This window comes from Streptomyces sp. NBC_01142, assembly GCF_026341125.1.
Lineage (GTDB): Bacteria > Actinomycetota > Actinomycetes > Streptomycetales > Streptomycetaceae > Streptomyces.
The window spans coordinates 14,585-36,112 of the sequence record NZ_JAPEOR010000011.1 but is presented as its reverse complement, the minus strand read 5'-3'; the positions used below and the strand labels follow the sequence as shown (position 1 = coordinate 36,112).

Genomic DNA, 21,528 nt, shown 5'->3' with positions numbered 1-21,528 from the left:
TCCCTGGCGGGAAAGGAGATCTGTCCTGTGAACAGCCGTCCCCTCACCGCGGGCGGGCACCTGGTGGTTATCGGCGGTGGTGCCGCCGCGACGGCGGTGCTGCACCAACTGACGGAGCACGCCGGGTTCCGGCCCGGATCGGTGACGGTGGTGGACCCGCGGCCGGCCGGGTTCGGCGTGGCCTTCGGCACCACCGACCCAAAGCTGCGCTGCAACACCTCGGTCGATGTCACCTCGCTGTACCGCGCTGACCGCTCTGACCTCCAGCGCTACCTGGCGGCACGGGGCTGGCCGGTGGGCCGCGCCGACTTCGTCCCGCGTGCGCTGGTCGGGCAGTACTGCCGGGAACGGTTCGGGCAGCTGAGCCGGGAGCTTCAGGCGCGGGGGGCCCAGGTGCGCCAGGTGACCACGCGGGCCCGTACGGTACTCCCGGCAGAACGCGCGGGCGAGGGATACCGGGTCACCCTGGACGACGGCAGCACGCTGGAGGCCACCGATGTGGTGGTGGCGGCCGGTGGCGACCAGCCGCACCTGCCCGAGCTGCTGCGCGCGTATGCGGACCATCCGGATCTACTTGCCGGCCCCTACCCCACGGACCGGCTCCGGGCACTGCCCACCGACGCCAGAGTGCTGGTCGTCGGCAGCAAGCTGTCCGCGGTGGATGCCGCTCTGGTGCTGTGCGGGGCTGACCGGCAGGTCACCTTGTGCTCGCCTTCCGGCGAACTGCCAGCCGTCCGCAACCGGCTGTGCCGTACGGCCCGGCCGACCGGGCTGTTGGCCGACTTGCGCGAACTGAACCCCGGCACCCCGGATTTCGACCGGACGCTCACCCGGGTCCTGGCGCGCGCCGTCCGGAGCGCCAGGGCCGGCTGGGGGCACCCGGCGGCCGCGCTGCGTCGGCAATTCGGCACCGAACCCAAGGCGCTGGAGCGGCTCACCACAGAACTGCGGCAGACCGAGGCGGGCGACAATGCCTGGCAAGACGTGATCGCCGAACTCATCGAGGCGGTGAACGACTGGACCGAGGGCTGGCCCTCCGCCGAGCGAGACCGTCTGCTCACGCGCTTCCGCCCGCTGATCGCCCGCCACATCTCGGCCATCCCGGTGTCCAGCGCCCGCGCCCTGGCCGGGCACGGCCTGGCCGGACGGCTCGCCGTGCGCCGCGGCACCCCTGCGGCGCTCACACCGGACCCGGACGGCGGCTGGCAGGTGCGCTGGACGGCCGCCGGCCCGGCCGAGCACCACACTCATGTGCTGTCGGCCTCCGGATACCTCAGGCCTGCCGTGTGCACGCACGGCCCCGCGCTGCTCGCCCTCGGTCCCGCCGCCTGCTCCCCGCACTGCGCTCCACCGCTCACCGGCCCGGACCTACGGCTGCTGCGTCCCGGCGGAGCCGACCCGGAACGCATCTGGATGGTCGGAGCCATGGGGGCCGCCCGCACCGCCATCGTCAACTACCTGTGGACCGCGGCTGGCCAGGCGGGCACCGTCGCCCAGGCCCTCGCCGTCTCCACCCGTTGAATCCTGTCGAAAGGACGCCGCCCATGTACGTGCTCGTCGATCCCGTCTCCACCGGCCGTGAGCTGGCCGCCGCCTTCCGCGAGGAGGGTGCGGACTGCCTGCATCTCTACGAGGCCGCCCTGCACGCCGAGCACGCGAGCGACCCGGCCCCGCACACCGGCCTGCTGACTGCCACCGGACCGCAAGCCGTTGCCGAGGCCGCAGAGCTGCTGCGCGACAAGCAGATCACCGCGGTGATCGCGGCCAGCGAACGCGGGGTGCTGCTGGCCGACGCCCTCGCTCACGCACTCGGACTGCCGCACCACGACGTCCAGCTGGCCGCCGCCCGCCGTGACAAGGAACTCATGGTGCGCGCCCTCGAGGCCGAGAGCGTGCCGGCCGCCCGCACCCGGGCAATCAGCTCGCTCACGGAGCTCGACGAGACCCTCGACGCCTGGGGCGCTGCCCCCGGCACCCCGCTGGTGGTCAAGCCGCGCAACAGCGCGGGCAGCGACGGCTGCACCGTGGTCGCCAGCCGCGCCGAAGCCCGCGCAGCGGCCGAGGCCACCCTGCTCCAGCCCAATCTGATGGGCGAGACCAATACCGACGTGCTGCTTCAGGAGTACCTGGAGGGGACCCAGTACATCGTCAACACCGTCAGCATGGACGGCCGCCACCTGCTCTCGGAGGTGTACCGGGAGCGCATCGACACCATCGCCGGGGCGCCGGTCCTGCGCCACATCGTCTCCCGACCCCAACTCGACGACCGCGAGCAGGACCTCGTCGCGTACGTGCTGCGCTGTCTGGACGCCCTCGGCATCCGGGAAGGCGCCGCGCACACCGAGGTGATGCTCACCACGGCCGGACCACGCCTGGTGGAGGTCAACTCCCGGGTGATGGGGCCGTCCCTGGCACCCGACCCGTACCACGCCGCCTTCGGCTACAGCCACCAGCACCTGGTCGCCGAGCGTTTTCTGCGCCCGGACGACTTCGCCCAGCGCTTCGAGCTGCCCTACGGGGGAGGCCGTACCCTCGCCAAGATCTTCCTGCGCACCTTCCGGGAGGGGGTACTGGCCGCCGTGGACGGAGCGCGCATCCTGCGCCGACTGCCCGGCTTCCACTCCATCGACCGGCTGCCCGCGACCGGCGTGCCGATCCCGGACCCGACGCTGACCACCGGCGCCTCCGGCATCGCCTACCTCGTCCACGATGACGAGGAACTTCTTTACAGCTCCCTGGGGTTCATCCACCACCTGGAGGACGACGGCGCCTTCTACCGCATGGCCGACCCCGGCCAACGGCACGACGCCAGCGAGCCGCTGCAGCGGACGGCGGCCTGATGGCAGGGGCACCCGCACTCATCGCCCTCTCGGTGCTGCTTCAGGCCGCCGCTGAGGCGTTCCTGTCCGGCCGCATCAGTAGCGGCGACAGCCTGCGCTTCTCTCTGGTGGCCTTCTTCGGCTGCACGCTGCTGTTCCTGGCTGTGAGCCGGATACGCCGCACACCGGCTCGCCGGGCGGCAGAGCCGCATGCCGGGCCGGGGAAACTGCGCCTGTTCGCGGCCCTCAACGTAGCCAGCGCGGTGACGTTCCTGGGCCTGTACCTGGCGCTGGTGTGGGTGCCAGCTGCGTTCGCCGCCAGCCTGATGGCGGGGGTCGGCCCGACCGCCGCGACGGTGCTCGCCACCCTGTCAGGCCGACGCCACACGGCGGCGAGCTGGCTGCGCTCCGCAGGTCTGTTCGCCGCCTCCGTGATCACCGCTGCGGCCGTCCAGCCCTCCCTCCTGGACACCTCCACTTGGCAGTCCGGGCCAGCCGCCAGCGCGGTCGGCGCCGGGCTCGCGGTACTGGCCGGGGTGGGCGCCGCGGCCATCGCCCACCTGTCCCTGCAGCTCGGTGCACACGGAATCGCACCAGCCGTCGTGATGGCTCACCGCTTTCACCTGACCTACCTGCTCGCCGCCCTCGCCCTGACCAGCGACGGCCTGACCCAACCCCCTCGCCTCAGCTGGACGGTGACCGCGCTGATCGCCCTCGTCGGCGTGGTCCTGCCTCTGTACATCCTGCAGATCGGTGTCCAACGGACTCCGGCCGCCGTCACCATGGCTCTCCTCGCCACCCAACCCGGCCTCGCTTACCTCGTGCAAGGCGTACTCGGCTACCCACTTACCTGGACCGGCACCATTGCCGTCCTCTTCCTGATCGTGGCGGCCATCGTCGTCGCCCGAACCGAACACCGCGCCAGCTCCAGCGGCCCGCCCGCGGGAAAGGACACGGGTGGGGTCAAGGGAAAGGTGGGCAGCAGCCCCTAACCACGCTGCACCGTACGACAGCTTGCGCCCGTCACGCACCCGAGCTGCGGCAAGGGCGCACCAGTCACCGTCACCCTTGGTGGTCGCACTGAAATCTTTCGTGCGCTACTGAAATCTCTACTGAAATGAATCTTGCGCTACTGAAATCTTCAGAGCCACCCGACACTTGACCTGGGGTTTCATTGGCCGCCTGCGTCCCGGATGACGGAGGTGACGCACTTTTCCCCTATCTCTCTGCATGCTGAAGCGGGGCTGCGCGCTGCAGGGCCAGCGCGTCCTCCTCCTGGACCGGCCCAGGCCTGCCAGGTCTGGCTGTAAAAACCAGGTGGAAGAGCGCGCAGTCCGCCAGACTGCGCCCTGTGACTGACCTCTACTCCACCCGCGAGGGGCTTGGACCGCGGCGGGACCGCGAAACCATCACTCCGGGGGCATGGCAGGGCATAACCGCCCTGATCGGGCAGTGGGCCAACAACGGCTCGCTGGCGCGGCACTTCCCCTTGTACGAATGCGTTGACGACAGGGGCAGGAACACCATCACGGGCACGGACATGGGGATGTTCCTCCGCGCCATCACGGGGCACATCCCTGATCTGGCCGTGACTCCGCAGCCGGACGGGCTTGAACTAGAGCGATCTCCGCTCGACCCGTACTCGATGCCCGACACCGCCTCCGTGCTGGACCTCATCGAGTTCGTCGCCCGCTACATCGACAAACCGATCGACGCCACCAACCACCCTTGGGGCGGCAACCACACCGACTACACGTTCCGGCACGGGGACGGCCCGGACCCGTTTTCTGACCGCAAGCTGTCCCCGGGCGAGGCTGAGCTCCGGGACAAGGTCAACGAGATCTTCGAGCGGAACGGCATCGCGTACATCGTCAGCGACACCATGCAGGTCCAACGGCTCGGGCCCGTTGAGGCGCGCCTGCTGGTGTCCGAGTTCAGGCCTTCGACGGGAGACGCCAGGCTCGACGGCCTGTTGGATGACGCCATGGGGCGCTTCCTGTCCCGGAAGCCGGCCGACCGGCAGGACGCGGTGGAGAAGCTCTGGGATGCCTTCGAACGGCTCAAGACGCTGGAGGGCAACAACAAGGCGGTGGCAGGTCCGAAGCTGATCGAAGATGCCGCATTGAGCTCCGAGCCGTTCCGCAAGCTGCTGTCGGATGAGTTCCACCTGCTCACGCAGGTCGGCAACAACTTCACGATTCGGCATCATGAGCTGGCGAAGACGCCGCCGCCCTCCGATGACGCGAGGGACTACCTCTTCGTGCGGCTCGCCTCCGTCATCGCCGTTGTCCTGCGTCACACCGGGCGCATGGCCTGAGACCAGTCGCGCTTCTGCGCCGTGCCGCGCCGACGTCAGTCGGTGTGGTCGGCGCGGGCCAGCGTCAGCACCGCGTTACCGAATGTAATCTTCACGCGTTCCGACACTTCTGCTGACTGCCCTGTCCTGGCCTTCGTCGTGCCGGTGCCGGCGGACTGGCTTCCGGCGGCCGCGGCCTTGTGTCGGCGCCGTTGGGCCTTCTCGCGGCAGCTCCTTGAGCACCACCGACGGGCCCTTCCGGACTCATCCCTCTCGATGGGCTCCTGACAGTGTTCGCAGGTCCGGATCCTGTAGGGGGCTGGGTCGACTCCGCGGCGGGCTCGTTGCCCGCAGAGGTATGAGCACCAGCGACGCTGGCCGACACTGGAGTTTGCCTTCGGGAGAGGGTCCTGGCAGAACTCACAGGTCTCGGCCGGCGGGCGGAGGAACTGTTCGGGTGAAGTGAGACGGCTCCATCGGCGGGCGTGCTGTCGGCAGGCCGCTGAGCACGTCTGGCGGTGCGATCGAGAGCCTGGAGGCAGAGGCTTTTCGCAGGCTATGCAGCGACGGCCTGCTTGGTGGGCAGGATCATCGTCAGCGCTGGATGCCGTCGAGGAAGCGCCTCCCTGCTGGCGAAGGAGGTAGGCAGAGCGACGGCATGCCGATGAACAGAGCCGGTGGCGTTGTCCGATCTGGATCTTCATCGGCTTCTGACAGATGCGGCAGGCCTCCGTGGTTTGCCTCCGGCGGTGGGCCCGGGTCCTGCAGCGCATGGAACAGAGGATCGCCCGTCGGCCGAAGGCATTGCTGGGCGGAATGTCCGTGCCGCATTCAACGCACTTCTTCGTCTCGAGTGTTGTTCGCAGGAAGTCGGGGTCACGACCGGTGACGGCAGCAAGGCGGTCCCAGGACGGTGTGCCGCGGGGGCCAGGTGGTTCGTTGAGGAACTTCCGCAGGTAGGGCGACGGGAGATGGTTGGCTTGCGCGAGGCGTCTGATGAAAGTGGGACCTCCCTCTCCCGCCTTCGGCCGGACCTGAAAGGGGAGTGGAACAAGCTGCAGGCCGACCTCGACAGGCGCTGTCACCACCGATTGCCCGCCGTTGGCGGGTTGTTCGGGCGGTCACGTCCCGAGGCGATGTCCAGGTCGACGGCCAACAACCCGCTCTTGGTAATCTTCTCGCTGCCAGTCAGGATGGCATCGACGGCAGCCCCGCGGATCTGGTGGGCGAGGGTGCCGATCATGCCGCCGGTCCGGGTGTTGAGGAAGCGATCGAGGCGGGCCAACGTGCCGCGCTTGTGCCGGTGCAGGAGGAGGGTTTCCTCCATCTGCGCGACCAGTCCCTTCCATTCCTTGTTGTAGGGGAACGGGTGGGTGGCCACGGGGGTGAAGCGCCCTGCGATCTGGTCACCGCGGGTGCCGGAGAGGAGGCCTCCGGACTCGACGTCGATTCCTGCATAGGCGAACGTCGCCGGGATGCGCTCGGAGAAGTACTTGAGGGTGTCGGATGCCTCGGCTCCGTGCCGCGTGTGCAGGGAGATGTTGTGGATCTCGTCGACCAGGACGAGGCCGGTGCGGGCGGTGGTGCAGACGCCGACCACGGCCTCGGTCAAGTCGGTGATGTTCAGGCTGCGGGTGACGGGGAGGCCGAGGAAACGAGCGAACTCGGCTGCGATCATGCGAGGCGTCGCGGCCGGCGGAACGGTGATGTAGATGACCGGAATGCGCTCGTCCTGGCCTGGGTGTCGGCGCCGGTCCACGAGTTCGTGGGCCAAGCCGAGTTGGGTGAGAGCGATCGTCTTGCCGGTGTTCGCAGGCCCTGAGACGAGAAGTCCGCGGCGGGCACTGATCGCGCCCCGGTTCAGGATGATCAGGCGACGTCCGCAGGTCACGGTGTGCCGGACCGTGGACGTGGCGATCACTTGCAGGCGCGCGTGATGGTTCAGCCGATCGTCGTCGTACGTATTCTTCTTCTCTTTCGCCAGCGGATCGGACTCGGCCGCCTCGACGAGCGCCTCGTACTCGCTCTCGCTCATGATGACCATCGGCTGGCTCAGGAAGGTCGCGATAAACGAGCGCCATCCAAGCAGGGTGGTCAGATGCCGGCCGAAGTCGTCGCTGGCTTGGCCGGACAGCGGCATGGTCACGAACGTCTCCAAGGGTCCTCAAGCGGGTCGAAGAGTCCCAGTGGGATCACCTCAGCCATCTCTTCCTCGTCCACGGATTCCTCGGCGGCTGACGCGTCTGCGGGCTGCGGCTCGGGAAGGACGGCAGGGGCAGGAGCCGTCACCTTGGTCCGGGCCACCACTTGGCGGTCACGCTTGGAGGGCCTGTTCTTCTTCCTCTTCTGGCCGGGCTCGGCCGGATCCGGTCCGGCGTTCGCACGGGTCAGCAAAGCGGCCACGGCCTCGGCGAGTTCTTCCTCGGTGGCCTTGGGAAGCTGGTGACTGACGTGGTCCCAGGCGAGATCGCCGAAGGGAACAGGCGCCCGGTTCAAGTACTTCCACGTGGCCTGGATCCACTCGCCTTCACCGCGGTGGTTGCGTACCCAGACACGAGAGACGTCGTAGGGGTCGCGATGGACCTCCCAGAGCCCCCGCTTGGCCGTGACACCTGAATCGCGCCGACGCATGGGCCCGAGTCCCGGAGCATCGTAGGTGCGGTTGTTGATGCGAATACCGTAGGAGTTGACGACCCGCCAGGCAGCGGGCAGAAGCTCGGTGTAGTCGTCTGCGCTGAGCGCGACCGGGACATAGCCACTGGACTCCACCAGCGCGGCATACTTCTGGTTCGGAGTGAACAGCCGCCCCGGGTGGTCGGGGTCTCGCAGTCCGTCATGAGGGCGGTTCTGCCACTTGGCGACCACCCACTCGTCGAGGAGATCCTGCAACTCGGGCAGTGACCACAGGTTTTCCTTCTCCGGGTGCCGGCCGCGACGGTCAGTGTTACGGCCGGTGTATCCGGGGAGGAACTGCACGAACATCGTGGCAACCGAGCCCAGCATCTTCTCGATGTGGCCCTTCTCGAAGGGCGAGCCCTTGTGGGTCGGCTGGAAATCGATCTCCAGAAACCTGCACGATGCCCGGAAGTTGTGCGAGATGAACGCCTTTCCGTGATCGCAGACGATCATCTCCGGGACGATCACCGGCTTGGCAGCCGCGTGCTCCAGACGCTCATCCAGTGTCAGCAGTCGGCGGTGAGGCAGCACAGAGCGGGACATCTTGAGCGCGTCCACCCAGCCCGGCCGCATCAACTCGGGCGTGACGGTCCGCGCCAGCAGCACACTGGCATCGACGGACTTCGTCGACGGCCGCAGGACAAGCGCCGTCGGGGTCCGGGTCGCGACATCGATCATGCCTGTGAGCTCGACTTTGCCGACCACCCCGTTGTCGAGGCGAACCATCACGTCCAGCGGAGTGGAGTCGATCTGCATGACCTCACCCGGAGCGGTGACCGTCAGCTCTCCCAAGGTCGTGCCCGCCGTATGAGCCTTCGAACGGCGCGTCACCGCCGAGCCCAGGGCGTGAGTACCCGCCGTCAGTTTCTCCACCAACCGGTAGAGCGTGGCCCGGGAAGGCCACTTGGGCTCCGCTTGTCCGTCCTCGGCCTCGTCTTCGGTCTCCGTCTCGTCTTCGTCCTCGGTGTGCGTGAGGATCTCTTTCGTCCGCCAGATCAGGTAAGACGCGGTCCGAGTGGAGGGGTCGGCACCTTCCTCGATGGCCTGGCGCATCGCCTCGACCACTCTGGTGTCCACCGCCCCGAACTCCGGTCGCTTGCGGGCCGCCCGGCGATCTGCCAGCCCGGCAACCCCTTCCTTGAGGTAGCGGCGACGCAGCCGGGCGACCGTGTGGGCCGTCACCAGGCGACCGGACCGGGACAGCTCGGCCGCCTTGGCCTCGTCCCGTGCGGCCAACGACGTGCCCGCCCCGTATTCCTCGCGTGGCGTCGCGCCGGGCTCCGCGTCCGGCGGGAGTCCATGTACGACTTCCAGAATGTGGCCCTCCCACCACAGAGCCTGCTTGACCGCCGCGGCAGGCAGCAGGTCCAAGCCGGATGAGGCAGGCAACGGCATCTGCTCCGGTCGGAACAAGACCTCGAAGTCCTCCGCCGCGAACAGCTCAAGCAGAGCCACCACGCGATGCGGAGCCTCCGCGTCCTCCAGGACTGCGGCCTGCGCGGTCACTTCGAGCACTCCGCGGACCTGCCCGTCAAACCGAACCCGCTCGCCAACTGTCAGAATCGGCGGACGCCTCAGCCGGTCCATTGCCGCCGCCCCTTCGCCCAGACCAGGCTTCCGGTCTTCAGCAGCCCTCCCGAGAGATCCACCTTCAGCTTCCCCAACCACAACAGGTGGAACAGCACCGGCAAGACCTGGATCCGGTCGCCGACCAGCGCAGCACCATCCCACAGGCGCCTCGGCTCGCTGAAGACCTCCAGGAGTCGCTCGACTACCGCCTCCGGTCGACCGCAGCGTGCCCGGCGATACCGCGCCAGCCACCGAACGTTAGCCATGAGAATCGGCTGCGGACGGCCCGCCCACTCGAACTCCCAGCCCACCGCCGCGCAGGCCCGCTGAGTCACTGCGAAGGACTCCCGTGTGTCCTCGTCCATGTCGTCCTCGGCGCGGACATCCACAATCCGAGCCTGGCCCGTAGCCAGCCGGACAAAGTAGTCGGGAGCATGACGGCGCCGCCGTTTGCCGTCATGCCAGTGCAGCCAGAAGGGCTGCGAAGATATCGCCCTGACCTGCGGATCTTTATCGAGCAGGATCAACCGGTCTCGCTCGAGCCAGGACTCATAGCCCACGTGATCCCGTACGGTCGTCGAGTAGTACCAGCCTGCGAAACCCGGCGTTCCCTTGTCCCAGCGAAACGGTCGGACAGGTTCGACTGCCTCGAACGGAACCTGCCAACTCGCCCCCAGAGCGTGCTTGCGACGCTCGCCGTTACTGAGAAAGTCCAGCTCAAACGCTGTTAACGCTTCATCGCCGTACGCACGCGACAGCGCCTCCACCGCACCCCCAACCCGGCAGGCCGAGCGGATCCTCAACCTTCGGTGAGACTAACGAGCGCTTCAGCAACTTCGCTGAGATTCGCGGAATCTTCGCTGAGACAGGTCACCGGCCCGCAGCAGCCTCGTCGGGCAGGGGAGTGGCGGGGCTGTCGAGCCAGACACGGCAGGCGCCACTGCGGTCGGCGCTCACCCCGAATCGGGTACGGCCCGGCCGCCCGCGCCTGTCCCACCAGCTCCAGGCCGCGCACGGCGAAGCCGCAGTGCAGCGCGTCGTACGGGGCGCCCGCCGCATGCCCGGCCATGGCGTCCGCGCACAGCACGGTCACCGGCGGGCGGCATCCCTCAAGGCGCGACCGGAGGCGATGGGCGAGGTCGGGGTCGGTTTCGACGGCGGTCACGAGCGCCCCGGAGGCGGCCAGCAGCGCCGCCGTCCAGCTGGTGCCGCCACCCAGACCGAGGACCCGCGCACTAGGGGAGATCTCCAGCAGCGCGAGCATGACGGCGACGGCCGCGGGCGCGGACGACGACGAGGAGGGCACCGGACTGCCGTCGAACAGGGACTCGGTGAGCTGGGTGACGACCGACTCCTTGGAGCAGACCAGCGCCTCCCACTCCAGCGGCGCCTCGCGCCGGTTCACCGCGCGGTAGCGGCGCGCGGACCCGGGCTCGCGTACGTCCCGCCGAGGTCGTCCTTTTCCTCCTCGGTCAGCTTCCTCCTCGGTCAGCGCACCATCGCTGTCCGCGTCCTCCCGCGCCATCACAACTCCCCTTTCAGCCCTGCTCGTTCTACCCCAGGACGCGAAGCTGAAGCGAGAGCCCGACTACCGCTCGGCTGCCCTGCCCCGCGACCAACCCGCCGCCCAACAACCCTGCGGCAGCGCACCGTTGCCCGGCTGTCAGGATGCCCGTCATGGAAGCGCCGCCGACCGCCTGCCTTGCCGACCTGATCCCGGACGCCACCGGCGTCACCGCCTTCAACCGCGCCTACGGCGCGGCCAGGGACGCCGGGAGGTGTTCGTCTGCGTCGCCCGCACCGGACAGCGCTGGACGGTGAAGACCGACACGAACACCGCCGGGCCCGGCCGCACCGTCAGCGACAACGCGGCCGGCGCCGTACGCGAGGCCATCGACCGCCTCCGCGACCGACGCTAGGTGCGCCTGACGCCCCGGCCGCCGGCACCGGATAGCACCGTGCCGTACGACATCGCGGGCGAGGGCCGGGCCCGGCGGATCGCGGCGACCCTGCCCGCCGCCCTCCACAGCGACCTGGAACCGCTGGCCCGCACGGTGCCCGCCACCTGAACCCGCTGGGGCCCTGGCTGACGCCGGACCGTCCGGCCCGCCTGGCGGGACGCCTTCACACGTGCCGGTGCCATGCGCCGGGAGCGTGCTCCCGCGGCGGCACCGGCCTCTTTACAGAAGGGGCAGGGACAGCAAGGGTGACGGGACCTCCTGTTCTGGGATGGATCGGGAAGAGAGCTGGGGTGGCGCAGTGTCCTGCACGGGAGTGCCGCCACCCCAGCCACCCCGCAGAGACGGCTTTGGACAGACGGAGGGCTGGAGCGAGGATGCCGCGACTGTTCGATCACTGCCTGGCCCGGCCCGAGCCGGTCTCCCTGCACGACTTCCTGCAGACAGCGACCGCCGTCGGCTCCACGGACCCGGTGGCCCAGCGGGCCAGGGCCCTGCTTGCCGACCCTGAACGGGCCCGCCAGGCGCGCAGCGTGCGGACGGGCGGCACCGGACTGATCCTCGATGACGCCAAGCAGGCCGTCGTCATCGCCGCCGAAGCAGTCCACCACCGCGTCGCGGACGCCGACGTGCTGGAGCTGTACGCCCAGCTGCGCGAACAGCCGGTGCTGCCCGCCGAAGAGGCGCTGTTCATTGAGGTCCAAAAGCTGCGTACGCTCGGCCCGTTGACCAGCTACGGCTGGCTGGTCGTCCGCCGCCCGACCGAGCAGGGGCACGAACTGCAGGCCTGGCTGTCGACGGAGTGGGGCGGCAAGCTGCTGTCGGGGATCGCCAGCCTGTGGATCGACCTGCACGCCGACGGACGCTATGTGTGCGAGCCGGACACCCCGGGCCCCGCGACCCGGATCGCCTTCGCCGACGCCCCCGACCGTCCCGGCCTGCTGCCGAGCGTCTTCGACCCCCTCGTGACCGCCGTGCTCCCCAGTACCGTCGCCACCCTGCTGGCGAGCCTCGCCGTGGTGCGCACCGCCGAGCTGCCCGCCATCCACCTCGACCAGGCGCAGTCGGCCCGCTACCGGCGCCGCACCGGCTGCCCGCTCACGCCGTACCGGAAGATCCCGGCCCAGGACCCGGTGCTGAACGCACTGGTGCCAGCGGTCCGCGAAGAGTCCTAGTCACCCGCACTCCCTGGACAGCAAGGCCGGCGCGACCACGTTGCCCAGTCCGCGAGGCGGGATCCCCAGGCAGAAATCCCGGGCCTCTCCGCCCGCCCGGCGGGCCGTCCTGAGCCGCCCGCCGCTGCGTTGCGTCAGCCTGCCGAGACTGACCTGGCATCCCGATGCACCAGCGCACCGGGACGACCGGGCAGAGGGAGGCCGCGGTGGATGACTTCGAGACCGACGACATCGCGGCCATGCGCGAACAGGGAGATCTGCCGGCGTTCCTGCGCCTGCAGATCCGCCCGGCGAGAGCCCCCGTCCAGGTCGTGGCGCTGTGGCAGAGGTTCCCCGGCCCCGCGGGCCACAAGCCCGGCGCCTGGCCGTCAGCCACGCCGCTCGGCGCGGACCACCGGCGGGCCCCGGGCGAGCCCGAACTCTGCGACTGCGCACGGTGTCTGGCGATGGCGGCGCCCTGCGAGGACGACCCCTGCCGGTGCCCGCGCTGCGGCTCCCCGCATGCCCCGGCGGCGTGAGGATCTCGCGCACCAGGCTCAGGGCACACGTCCTGACGGGGCACGGACACCGACGGCTGAGCGGGCCGGGGGCTAGTCCAGCCCGGCGTAGGCGATGCTCAGGACCGTGATGGTCCGGGTCTGGTCGCCGATCAGGAGGACCACGGCGAGATCGCCCGCGGCCCACAGCCGCATCAGCCCGTCATCGACGTCTCCGTACGGGCTGGTGGCCGCCCGGGGATCGCTGACCGAGTCGAGGAGGAACTGCGCGACCCGGGCGCGCGCCTTGTCCGGAAGGTCCCGGTATACGGCGTGGAGGGTGGAGTCCATATAGAGCCGGTACATGGTTCAGGCGGCCCGGCTCTCCACGATCAGGTCGGTGACGTCGGAGTACTCCGCGGGCAGCTCCCCGCCGTTCTGCTGCTGGAAGGCGCGCACCGCACGACCGCGTTCGACGGCGCCCTCGAGGTCCTCGATGGCCTTGACCCACTTCTCGCCGAGGGCCTTGAGCCCGTCGAGCGGGGTGAGGTTGAACTGCCGCCAGAATTCCTGCCGCATGCCGGCGTCTGGCAGAGCATGGGCGATGGAGTCAGGGGTCCAGTCGGCGTTACCCATGATCAAACCGCCTCGAAGGTCGTCGGCACGTGCCGCTGCTGTACCCCTCAGGGTAGCGGCCCGGCCTTGCCCGGCGGGAGACAACCGGCACGAGCACCCGGCGCACCCTTCGCGGGCATGACGACGCCGGGCAGGATCCGCGCCCGGCGAACGAGCCGGGAGCGGTCCGGACGAAGATCCCGCCGTGCGGGAGCGCCGGGCAGGACGCCGACGCAGCCGACGGGACGAGGACCGGCACCAGGCGCTCGGCGCCAAGCGGACCTGATTGCCTCGGAACGGCCCGGCACCCCGACCGTAAGAACCGGGCCACCCGCCGACTTAGGAGGACCCAAATGAAGTCGACGCGCATGCACCTGGCCCGCGCGGCCGTACCCGTCGTAGCGCTGGGAGCCCTGATGGCGTCCGGCACCGGCACCGCCACGGCGGTGACCACCTGGTGGTACAGCAGCGGCCCGCACGGCAGCGGCGCCGCCGCGACCTTCCGCGAACAGGGCGACCAGCTGCGCGTGTGCGACGTCAACTCCGACGGCTACCGCGCACTGGTGGACGTCCAGACCGCCGCCGGCGCGCACGTCTATCGCGTGACGGACAGCTACAACGACAACCGGTGCACCACCGTCAGCGCCGCCGACGGCCGTCACAACATCGCCGAGAAGCGCTCCTACCGGCTGCGGGTCTGCGTGATCAACACCGGTCAGCGCCCCTCATACTGCAAGACCTCCGACCCCTTCTACAACGACCACTGACCACAGGGAGGGGAGTGACCACGTGGACAGCAGCGTGCTGAAGCCCTCAGGAGGACGCGTCACCTACGACACCGGCGGTGGTGGCCGGGAGATGCTCATCGCCGCCAGTGCGCGACTGGCGGCCGAGACGAATGCCCCGCTGACGATCGTGGAAGCCCGAGTTCTTCACTCCGAAGTCCGCGCGCTCGTCCGAGAGTTGCAGCCCGAGGTGCGCAGCGCGGTCATCTCCGCCGAGGAGGCGGCCCTGCAGCCGGCCGGAAGCATAGGCGGCGTTGGCCGTACACGCCGACGTCCTGCGCGATGCAGACGTCCGCCAGCCGCTGCTCGCGATTGCCCACAGCGCCGACCACCTCGTCGTGGCGCGCCACGACTACAGCGACACCGCCCTCGATGCCCTTGCCACTCCCGGCCTCGTCCTCAGGCTCCGCGACCTGATGCCCCCGCGCCCCGCCCGAATCCGATCGCCGTGCGGTGGACGACCCCGGAGATGGAGGAGCACAAGCAACGCTTCATCCGGCAGCTCAACCAGGGAGCACTGCCCGAGCAGGACCTGGTGAGCTTTGAGGACCTGGCCGAGATGATGCAGAAGGTGGACCCCGATGAGGTCAGGCAGCGCATCGAGAAGTTGCGGGGCCGGCCAGTACGAGGAACACATCGAGCTGGTCCGCCAGCAGCGGGCCGACGGCCCCGCGCCCCGCCCCGGGGCCACCCACGACCACGGCCAGGAGCAGTCCGCCGCACACCAGCAGCACCGGCCCCAGGGGCCCGGCCGCACCTAATCACCCGTCCAGATCGGCACACTGCGAGGTGAGGCCGCGCCGTCGACCAGACCTCATCGCGAAGAGGGACCCACATGAACGATGCGATCAACCACCCCGAGGCGGCACAGCTTGTCGACTCGCTGGTGGCCTCCGGGGGAGGCCTCGTCTCCTACGAGTTCGGGGCCCCCGGCAGACAGATCGCCGTCGCTGCGGGAGCGCACCTGGCCGCCCGCACGGGCACGTCATTGACGGTGATCGACTTCCGCCACCTGCTGCCCCAGATCCGCGCCACCGTCGCCGAGTTGCACCCGGACCTCACGTGTACGCCCATGCCCGCCGGTGAGGCGGTCCAGCATCCGGAGCGCAACACCGGCGGTGTCCTGGTCGTTCACACCGACCTCCTGCACGACCCCGGCACTCGCGAGGCGCTCCTTGCGCGGGCCGGCGCGGCCGAGAGCCTCATCGTGGCCAGTCGCGCCGACGTCGACGAATCCGTCCTCAACACCCTCCCCGGTCCCCGCTTCGTCGTGAGCGCCCGCGCCCTGATGCCGCCCTCCCCTCCGAACGCCTCGGGCCCCGGAATCCATAGGCGATTCGAGGCCGCCATCGGCACGTCGTACTCGGACGGGTTCGCCGAGATGCGGGAGCGCCAGGAGCGTTTCGTCAGGCAGCTCAAGCAGGGAACACCGGGTGAGCACGACACGGTGGGCGCCGAGGAGTCCACCGAGACGGTCAGCGTCGAGGAGTTCACCAAGGCGGTGCAGAACGCGGACCCCGACGAACTGAGACGGCGCATCGCGCGCGTCCAGGAACAGCAGGGGCAGCGGGCCGCCGACTACCCCGCCCCCGCCGCCCCGCAGCAGGTCACCCGCGACCACCAGGAGCAGTCCGCCGCGCATCAGCAGCAGGGACCTCAGGGCATCGGCCTCACCTAGATCCCGCCCGCCGGCCACCGGCCCCCACCACCGAGCCACCGTTGCGGCGGCGCACGCCGTCCCCGTGAGCAGGGCGTGGGCATAGGGTGCGCCGAAGAGTCGGCGCGGGCGAGGGGGAGCGGGTGGGAAAGGCGGCCTGGCCCTCGTACATCACCCGATGGTTCACCCGGCGCCGCCCCGGGCTTCCCCTCTCGGCGGCCGCCCACACGATCGCCTCGTGGGACGCCGCGACGCGCCTGCAGACCCGTGGACACCTGCTGTGGCTCGCCCAGCAGATCACCGAGGCCCGGCGCATGGCGCAGGCCGCCCTCGACCAGTCGGCCCCCTCCCTCGTGCGTTTGCCGGACGCGCTCGACATCACCGTCCCGCCCCAACTCCGCGACGCCGCGCTGCCGGACGGCGCCGAGCAGCTCGCCGCCGCCGTGAACCAGGCCCGGCATAACGCCGAACAACTGGCCACCGTCACGCCCCGCTCGGCGCGCAGGACCCTCCAGCGCCTGGCCGACGACCTCACGCAGGCCGAGAACAGGCTCGACCGCGCGGGCAACGACGTCTGCGGAGCAGACCTGAGTGCAGCCGACCTCACCCACCTCTACCTCGGCGGTCTGCGCTGGGATGCCGCCACCCAGTGGCCCGCCGGGTGGCGCGATCAGGTCCGCGCCGACTCAGATCCCGTGGACGGCGGCCACCAGGTCCGAGACGGCTGAGCCACCCCGCCCCAGCGGCAGTGTGCAGCCCTCGGCTACTTCTCCTCCCCGGCACCGGGCAGGACGCGGATATGGCGCTGCGGCGTGGCAACGGCTGCCGTGTCGCGGGCGGGAACTGGCTCGTACGGCTTCCACAGCGGAGCCTCCTGGTAGGGGTGGTTCCGGTCCCAGCGGGGCGCGCCGGCCAGCGCGACCACCCGGTTCAGCGGGATCCGCACCGGGTGGTGCTCTCCGCCGGGCTTGAGCGCCAGCATCCCGTCACCGACCTCGTCGAGGGTGCCGTACAGGCTCGCCCAGACCCCTTCGCCGCCCTCGGGCCCGCACCACAGGTCCAGGCGCAGCACCTGCCAGCTCAGCCAGGATCGGAGCTCCTTGAGAAACGCGGTCTGCTCGCTCCCGCCCGGGATCCAGCAGCCGTAGCCCTCGCTGAGGGAGGACGCGATCCGGGAGGCCCGCTCGCCGTCGTTGCCGCGCTCGAGCCGGTAGCTCGACTCGGCACGGGCGTGGCGCTGCTCCCCGACGACTGCCGGCACGGTGTCCGGGGCGCTGTCGGCGTCCGCGGGCAGCACGGGGAAGGCGGTACGCAGCAGCTTGAGGGCCGCCGCCGTATCGGTTCGGCGGCGTCCGGTGACGGGCCCGGCGGCCACGAACCGGGGCGGGTTGTGACGGCCTTGGACGGCGGCCTGTTCCTTCTCCAGCTTGGCGACGATGTGCCCGGGCGCAGCAATGACCGCCGAGTAGGACGGCCCGGTGGCATCCCCGGCCCCGCTGAAGTAGCCGGTGCGCCGGTAGCCGAAGGGGACCAGCGGGCCGATCACCGGGCAGGCGGCGAGGTAGGCGACGGGCGTATCCCGGGTATTGGTGAGCGGCCAGTCGTGGACGAGCAGCAGCCGCGGCGCCGTGTGCGCCGACTCGGCCTCGAACTCCGCCTCCATCCGCGCACACGCCTCGGCGACCGCGCGCGGCCACCACCCCGCCAGCTCGGCATCCGCCCAAGCCGCCGGGCTGTCGTACCCGCCTCCCGGGTTCTGCGGCGCCGGGAGGCGGGTGACGTCCACGACGCGCGCCCCGGCCAGCTCCCGGGCCACCGCGTCCTGCACCAATGCGGCGGTGCGGGCGGCGTCCAGACCGCGCGAGCGGGCCGCCAGCCACACCCCGCACACCAGCTGCCACGCCTCGACTTCCGGATCCGGCTCGTACTGCCGCGCGCGCCGGGCGGACTTCCCCGCGACCGCGGCCGTCACCTCGTCCAGAACCCGCCGCTCCTGGCTGCCGGCCGTGCGGCGCACCGCATCGCGGGCCCCGTTGTAGGCGTCCACCTCCGGGCAGTCGGCGGCGTAGCCGGTCAGGAACTCGGCGAATTCGGCGGCCAGTTCCTTGCGGGCATCGGCCAGCGTCCGGGCGTCCTTGGCGAGCTTGCGGTTGGTGCGGGCGGCCTTGAGCCAGGCGTCGAACTGCTCCTCGTCACCCGGCTGTTGCTGGGCTGCGTAGCGGGCGTAGCCGAGCCAGGTGCGCGCCGCCTGGTCTGACCGGGCGCGCTGGAGAGCCACCGCCCGGTCGGCGGTGAACGTGGCGGCCCGCCACAAGGCGTCTGGTGCGTCGGCCAGGGTGACGGAGCATTTCTTGCAGATCTCGCCGAACACCTCGAACAGGGGGTACGTGGATGCGTCCGCCGCAGGCCGGGCGTAGCGGCAGCCGCCATAGGAGTAGCGGCGCAGATCGGAGGGCGGCACGTGGTATTTTCCGCCGCCCCCGCCGGTCAGCGCGACCCGGATCGTGGCGAGCGCGGGCAGCTCCACGCCGAGCGCAGCGAAACCCTGGGCGGAGATCGCCGGAAGGGACTGGGTCATGGGTCAGCCCTCCTGTCCGGAAGCAGTGGCGGAGGGAGCCGTGACCGGGGCGTCAGTGTCCGGGCCCTCGGCGGCGGTGATGTGGTGGCGGGCCAGGGCGTCGGCGAACTGGGCCGAGAACTTGACCAGCTCGGGCAGCGTGTAGCTCGACGTGAGGGCTCGCAGCATCATGGAGACCTGGATCTGCGCCAGGTCGAAGGCGAACCGGTGTTCACGGGCTTGGTCGAAGGCGGCCAGCGCGCGCCCGGCGTCCCCCGCCGCCACGTTGCCACAGGCCCTGGCCCACAACCGCAGGGTCGTGGGCAGCGTCGCCTCCGGCACTCCGGCCAGAATCGCCATGGTGGGCAGGTCCCACACGTCGCGGTTGAAGACCTCCTCGGCGGTGGTGAACCCATCGGTGAAGTCGACCGCTCCCACCATGCCCCGCCAGTGCTCCTGGATCTGCTGCTCGAGCTGGTCCAGTGAGGTCCGCCACTCCCCGTGTGTCTTAAGGCCGCGGCCTTGATTGAAGGACGCGATACACCCAGCGCCCAGATACAGCCAGACCGCCGCGAGGTCCTCGCCCTCCGCCTCCTCGCAGTACGCCACGAACGCGGCGCGCTCATCGCTGTCCTCGTCCTGGGCGACCAGGTCGGCACCGAACAGGGCAGAGAACCGACTGAGCTCGGCGCGGGCGCGCTTGGCCCAGGGGGCAAGGTCTGACAAGGGAACTGGCGCGGAGGGTGTCTCGAGCACGGAGGCGTCGGCGGCGAGCAGGATCTCAACCGCCCGCTCCCGGCCGGCCCTGTCCAAGAGCGCAGGGAGCAAGCCCTTGCGCGCGGCCTCAGCGACCCGCCGCAACGCCTCCTGGTAGCCGCACCCGGAGGCACGGTTCAACGCACGGGCGAGCTGCTGCTGGTGGCTGAGGTTGGCCTTCTTTTTCGGTTGTGCCATGACGAACTCCTGCACATCCCTCGCGATGCCGTCCCACCACAGCAGCCGCTAGTGCGTTGTCCACGAACGTTCGCCGGGGGCACGTGGGTTGGTGCTTGCGGTTCTGGGTCTGCCAGGCTCGCTCTCGATGGCCGGATGATCGCTGTTGAGGGTGTGGTGGTGGATGACAGAGCCAGTCAGGGCAAGGCGGTTGAGTGACTACGAGGGCCAGAAGCTGCAGCAGATCGTCCGGCGGGGTAGACACGAGTCGGTGCGAGTCCGACGGGCTTTGATCATCATGGCGTCGGCGTCGGGCACTCCGGTGACGGCGATCGCCCGGTTGGTCGCCGCGCACGAGGACACCGTCCGTGATGTGATCCACGCGTTCAACGAGATGGGCCTGACCGCACTGGACCCTCGGTGGGCGGGAGGCCGTCCCCGCCTGATCGGCGATGACGAACGCGAGTTCATCATCGCGACGGCCAAGACCCGCCCGGTGGCAGTGGGACGTCCGTTCACGCACTGGAGTCTGCGCAAGCTCGCCGACCACCTGGCCCACAACCGGGTCCGGACGGTCAAAATCGGCCGGGAACGGCTGCGACAGATCCTGCGCGAACACGGGATCTCCTTCCAGCGCACTCGCACCTGGAAGGAGTCCAAGGATCCCGACAAGGACACCAAACTTGACCGTATCGAGCACGTGACCAGGCATTTCTTGGACCGCTGCTTCGCCTTCGACCAGTTCGGCCCGCTGTCGATCCGCCCCTGCCACGGCTCAGGCTGGGCCGAGGAGAAGAAGCCGGAGCGATTGCCGGCCACCTACCACCGCACTCACGGCATCCGCTACTTCCACGGCTGCTACTCCATCGGCGACGACCGGCTGTGGGGCATCACCCGCCGCCGCAAAGGCGGTGACCACAGCCTCGCGGCGCTGAAGTCGATCCGGGCCGCCCGACCCGACGGCGCCCCCATCTACGTGATCATGGACAACCTCTCGGCGAACAAGACGCCGGCGATCCGGGCCTGGGCGAGGAAACACAAGGTCGAGTTATGCCTGACGCCGACCAGCGCGTCGTGGGCCAACCCGATCGAGGCCCAGTTCGGGCCACTGCGAAACTTCGTCATGGGCGGCTCCAACCATCCGAACCACACCGTGCTCGCCCGGAAACTGCAGGACTACCTGCGGTGGCGCAACGCCAACGCCCGCCACCCCGATGTCCTGGCCGCCCAACGCCGCGAACGCGCCAAGGCCCGAAGCGAACGCCAGCAACGCTGGGGACGTCCACGTCCTCAAGCCGCATGATCAACCCCGGCGAACGTTCGTGGACAACGCACTAGGGAGCGTACGAGGCGTCAAGGACACACCAGTACAACCAAGTCACATTCGCCTCCGAGCGGCCGCTCGATTCACCCTCGACCAGAGGTGGGCCCGGCCGCGGCGCGCACCAGCGAAGTACGCCACCACGACGATACAGGGCAGCAATCGGGCCGCGTGACGTGATGCCGACGCCCACGGCGCCCGGGAAAGGGGTGGCTCCGTGGCTCCCCAGGAAACAACTGTGACCAGGAACAGTCGGGCAGGCGGCGACCGGAAGAGCAGCCCCGGCGGTGCCCTGTCTTGCACAGCAGGGCCCGAGGAGGACTGCCTCTACGAAAGTTGTCCCAGTGGTACGGGGGAGGCCACTGGGACAACTTCGTCCAGCGTATGCACCGGTGCTCGCCGCGTAGCCGGATACGGAGAACTTGTCCGGATGCGTGCGCCCTGTCCGCCTCTCCGCCGCACCCGTGAACTCGCAGGACTATCAGCAGGGTTGGGTCGGATCTGGTGCGCCTTGTGGAGCCGGGCGATGCCCTCGGACGGTCTTCGGCTTTCGCCCCTGAGGCCGAAAGCAGACGGTGCCCGTGTCGGGGAACTCATGCCGACGTCACCACCAGGGTTAGGTGCGGCCCGACGTATGAGGAATCAGGTGAGATCTTCGAGGCAAATCGTGCGGCTCACCGGGGCTGACCTC

Annotated in this window: 20 protein-coding genes; 12 read left to right on the top strand and 8 right to left on the bottom strand. The window is 69.9% G+C overall.

Translation table 11 applies throughout. The features are described from left to right. Positions 1–27 precede the first annotated feature (27 nt). From OG883_RS46300 to OG883_RS46285, 4 genes are all read left to right on the top strand, one after another. Positions 28–1,521 (top strand): FAD/NAD(P)-binding protein, encoded by a 1,494-nt coding sequence (locus OG883_RS46300; protein WP_266549109.1) that lies wholly within the window; start codon positions 28–30, stop codon positions 1,519–1,521. 23 nt (positions 1,522–1,544) lie between these two features. Next, the gene (locus tag OG883_RS46295; protein ID WP_266549107.1) at positions 1,545–2,840 is read left to right on the top strand and encodes an ATP-grasp domain-containing protein; all 1,296 of its coding nucleotides are present in this window, start codon (positions 1,545–1,547) and stop codon (positions 2,838–2,840) included. Continuing rightward, positions 2,840–3,811 carry a hypothetical protein gene (locus OG883_RS46290; RefSeq protein WP_266549105.1) on the top strand — a complete coding sequence of 324 codons (972 nt, stop codon included), beginning with the start codon at positions 2,840–2,842 and terminating at the stop codon, positions 3,809–3,811. Before OG883_RS46295 ends, OG883_RS46290 begins: the two co-directional genes overlap by 1 nt. Before the next feature lie 359 nt (positions 3,812–4,170). Further along, the gene (locus OG883_RS46285; RefSeq protein WP_266554880.1) at positions 4,171–5,136 is read left to right on the top strand and encodes an AbiJ-NTD4 domain-containing protein; all 966 of its coding nucleotides are present in this window, start codon (positions 4,171–4,173) and stop codon (positions 5,134–5,136) included. A gap of 1,060 nt (positions 5,137–6,196) precedes the next feature. Here the strand turns inward: OG883_RS46285 and OG883_RS46280 are convergent. The 4 genes from OG883_RS46280 to OG883_RS46265 are packed head-to-tail and all read right to left on the bottom strand — an operon-like array spanning position 6,197 to position 10,885. Beyond that, entirely contained in the window at positions 6,197–7,255 is a 1,059-nt protein-coding gene (locus OG883_RS46280) for a TniB family NTP-binding protein (RefSeq protein WP_266549124.1), read from the bottom strand. A 2-nt stretch (positions 7,256–7,257) separates the two neighbouring features. Continuing rightward, on the bottom strand, positions 7,258–9,378 hold the full coding sequence (locus OG883_RS46275; RefSeq protein ID WP_266541776.1) for a Mu transposase C-terminal domain-containing protein: 2,121 nt from the start codon (positions 9,376–9,378) through the stop codon (positions 7,258–7,260). Continuing rightward, complete coding sequence (locus OG883_RS46270) at positions 9,366–10,127, bottom strand: TnsA-like heteromeric transposase endonuclease subunit (protein WP_266541778.1); 762 nt, start codon at positions 10,125–10,127, stop codon at positions 9,366–9,368. Before OG883_RS46270 ends, OG883_RS46275 begins: the two co-directional genes overlap by 13 nt. A 32-nt stretch (positions 10,128–10,159) precedes the next feature. Then, a complete protein-coding gene (locus tag OG883_RS46265; protein WP_266554878.1) occupies positions 10,160–10,885 on the bottom strand; it encodes a hypothetical protein in 726 nt (241 codons plus the stop codon). Positions 10,886–11,138: 253 nt separating this feature from the next. On the opposite strand from OG883_RS46265, the gene OG883_RS46260 reads away from it, so the two are divergent. The 3 genes from OG883_RS46260 to OG883_RS46250 all read left to right on the top strand — a co-directional run bounded on the left by OG883_RS46260 (position 11,139) and on the right by OG883_RS46250 (position 13,011). Further along, positions 11,139–11,279, top strand: coding sequence for a hypothetical protein (locus OG883_RS46260; RefSeq protein ID WP_266554876.1), 141 nt, complete (start codon positions 11,139–11,141; stop codon positions 11,277–11,279). Between the two features lie 416 nt (positions 11,280–11,695). Then, positions 11,696–12,493 (top strand): hypothetical protein, encoded by a 798-nt coding sequence (locus OG883_RS46255; protein WP_266554874.1) that lies wholly within the window; start codon positions 11,696–11,698, stop codon positions 12,491–12,493. A gap of 206 nt (positions 12,494–12,699) precedes the next feature. Next, entirely contained in the window at positions 12,700–13,011 is a 312-nt protein-coding gene (locus tag OG883_RS46250) for a hypothetical protein (protein WP_266554872.1), read from the top strand. Between the two features lie 72 nt (positions 13,012–13,083). Here OG883_RS46250 and OG883_RS46245 read toward each other — a convergent pair whose 3' ends face one another. Both OG883_RS46245 and OG883_RS46240 read right to left on the bottom strand, forming a co-directional pair. Further along, positions 13,084–13,320: a hypothetical protein gene (locus OG883_RS46245; protein ID WP_266554870.1), complete on the bottom strand. Its 237-nt coding sequence runs from the start codon at positions 13,318–13,320 to the stop codon at positions 13,084–13,086. Between the two features lie 18 nt (positions 13,321–13,338). After that, positions 13,339–13,605 (bottom strand): hypothetical protein, encoded by a 267-nt coding sequence (locus OG883_RS46240; RefSeq protein ID WP_266554868.1) that lies wholly within the window; start codon positions 13,603–13,605, stop codon positions 13,339–13,341. 332 nt (positions 13,606–13,937) lie between these two features. Here OG883_RS46240 and OG883_RS46235 point away from each other — a divergent pair, with 332 nt between their 5' ends. The 4 genes from OG883_RS46235 to OG883_RS46220 all read left to right on the top strand — a co-directional run bounded on the left by OG883_RS46235 (position 13,938) and on the right by OG883_RS46220 (position 16,754). Further along, positions 13,938–14,351: a hypothetical protein gene (locus OG883_RS46235; RefSeq protein ID WP_266554866.1), complete on the top strand. Its 414-nt coding sequence runs from the start codon at positions 13,938–13,940 to the stop codon at positions 14,349–14,351. 599 nt (positions 14,352–14,950) lie between these two features. Then, positions 14,951–15,130 (top strand): hypothetical protein, encoded by a 180-nt coding sequence (locus OG883_RS46230; protein WP_266554864.1) that lies wholly within the window; start codon positions 14,951–14,953, stop codon positions 15,128–15,130. Between the two features lie 74 nt (positions 15,131–15,204). After that, positions 15,205–16,047, top strand: coding sequence for a hypothetical protein (locus OG883_RS46225; RefSeq protein WP_266554862.1), 843 nt, complete (start codon positions 15,205–15,207; stop codon positions 16,045–16,047). A 122-nt stretch (positions 16,048–16,169) separates the two neighbouring features. Next, complete coding sequence (locus tag OG883_RS46220; protein ID WP_266554860.1) at positions 16,170–16,754, top strand: hypothetical protein; 585 nt, start codon at positions 16,170–16,172, stop codon at positions 16,752–16,754. Positions 16,755–16,789: 35 nt separating this feature from the next. Here OG883_RS46220 and OG883_RS46215 read toward each other — a convergent pair whose 3' ends face one another. Next, entirely contained in the window at positions 16,790–18,604 is a 1,815-nt protein-coding gene (locus OG883_RS46215; RefSeq protein ID WP_266554858.1) for a hypothetical protein, read from the bottom strand. Positions 18,605–18,607: 3 nt separating this feature from the next. Then, complete coding sequence (locus tag OG883_RS46210) at positions 18,608–19,537, bottom strand: hypothetical protein (protein ID WP_266554851.1); 930 nt, start codon at positions 19,535–19,537, stop codon at positions 18,608–18,610. A 163-nt stretch (positions 19,538–19,700) separates the two neighbouring features. Between OG883_RS46210 and OG883_RS46205 the strand changes: the two genes are divergently transcribed. Further along, the gene (locus tag OG883_RS46205) at positions 19,701–20,819 is read left to right on the top strand and encodes an IS630 family transposase (RefSeq protein WP_266554849.1); all 1,119 of its coding nucleotides are present in this window, start codon (positions 19,701–19,703) and stop codon (positions 20,817–20,819) included. The last annotated feature ends 709 nt before the right edge of the window (positions 20,820–21,528 follow it).

Coding starts and splice junctions, on each gene's coding strand:
- OG883_RS46295 (WP_266549107.1), top strand. CDS start 1,545: ATGTACGTGCTCGTCGATCCCGTCTCCACCGGCCGTGAGCTGGCCGCC.
- OG883_RS46290 (WP_266549105.1), top strand. CDS start 2,840: ATGGCAGGGGCACCCGCACTCATCGCCCTCTCGGTGCTGCTTCAGGCC.
- OG883_RS46280 (WP_266549124.1), bottom strand. CDS start 7,255: ATGCCGCTGTCCGGCCAAGCCAGCGACGACTTCGGCCGGCATCTGACC.
- OG883_RS46275 (WP_266541776.1), bottom strand. CDS start 9,378: ATGGACCGGCTGAGGCGTCCGCCGATTCTGACAGTTGGCGAGCGGGTT.
- OG883_RS46265 (WP_266554878.1), bottom strand. CDS start 10,885: ATGGCGCGGGAGGACGCGGACAGCGATGGTGCGCTGACCGAGGAGGAA.
- OG883_RS46255 (WP_266554874.1), top strand. CDS start 11,696: ATGCCGCGACTGTTCGATCACTGCCTGGCCCGGCCCGAGCCGGTCTCC.
- OG883_RS46245 (WP_266554870.1), bottom strand. CDS start 13,320: ATGGACTCCACCCTCCACGCCGTATACCGGGACCTTCCGGACAAGGCG.
- OG883_RS46240 (WP_266554868.1), bottom strand. CDS start 13,605: ATGGGTAACGCCGACTGGACCCCTGACTCCATCGCCCATGCTCTGCCA.
- OG883_RS46235 (WP_266554866.1), top strand. CDS start 13,938: ATGAAGTCGACGCGCATGCACCTGGCCCGCGCGGCCGTACCCGTCGTA.
- OG883_RS46230 (WP_266554864.1), top strand. CDS start 14,951: ATGAGGTCAGGCAGCGCATCGAGAAGTTGCGGGGCCGGCCAGTACGAG.
- OG883_RS46225 (WP_266554862.1), top strand. CDS start 15,205: ATGAACGATGCGATCAACCACCCCGAGGCGGCACAGCTTGTCGACTCG.
- OG883_RS46215 (WP_266554858.1), bottom strand. CDS start 18,604: ATGACCCAGTCCCTTCCGGCGATCTCCGCCCAGGGTTTCGCTGCGCTC.
- OG883_RS46210 (WP_266554851.1), bottom strand. CDS start 19,537: ATGGCACAACCGAAAAAGAAGGCCAACCTCAGCCACCAGCAGCAGCTC.
- OG883_RS46205 (WP_266554849.1), top strand. CDS start 19,701: ATGACAGAGCCAGTCAGGGCAAGGCGGTTGAGTGACTACGAGGGCCAG.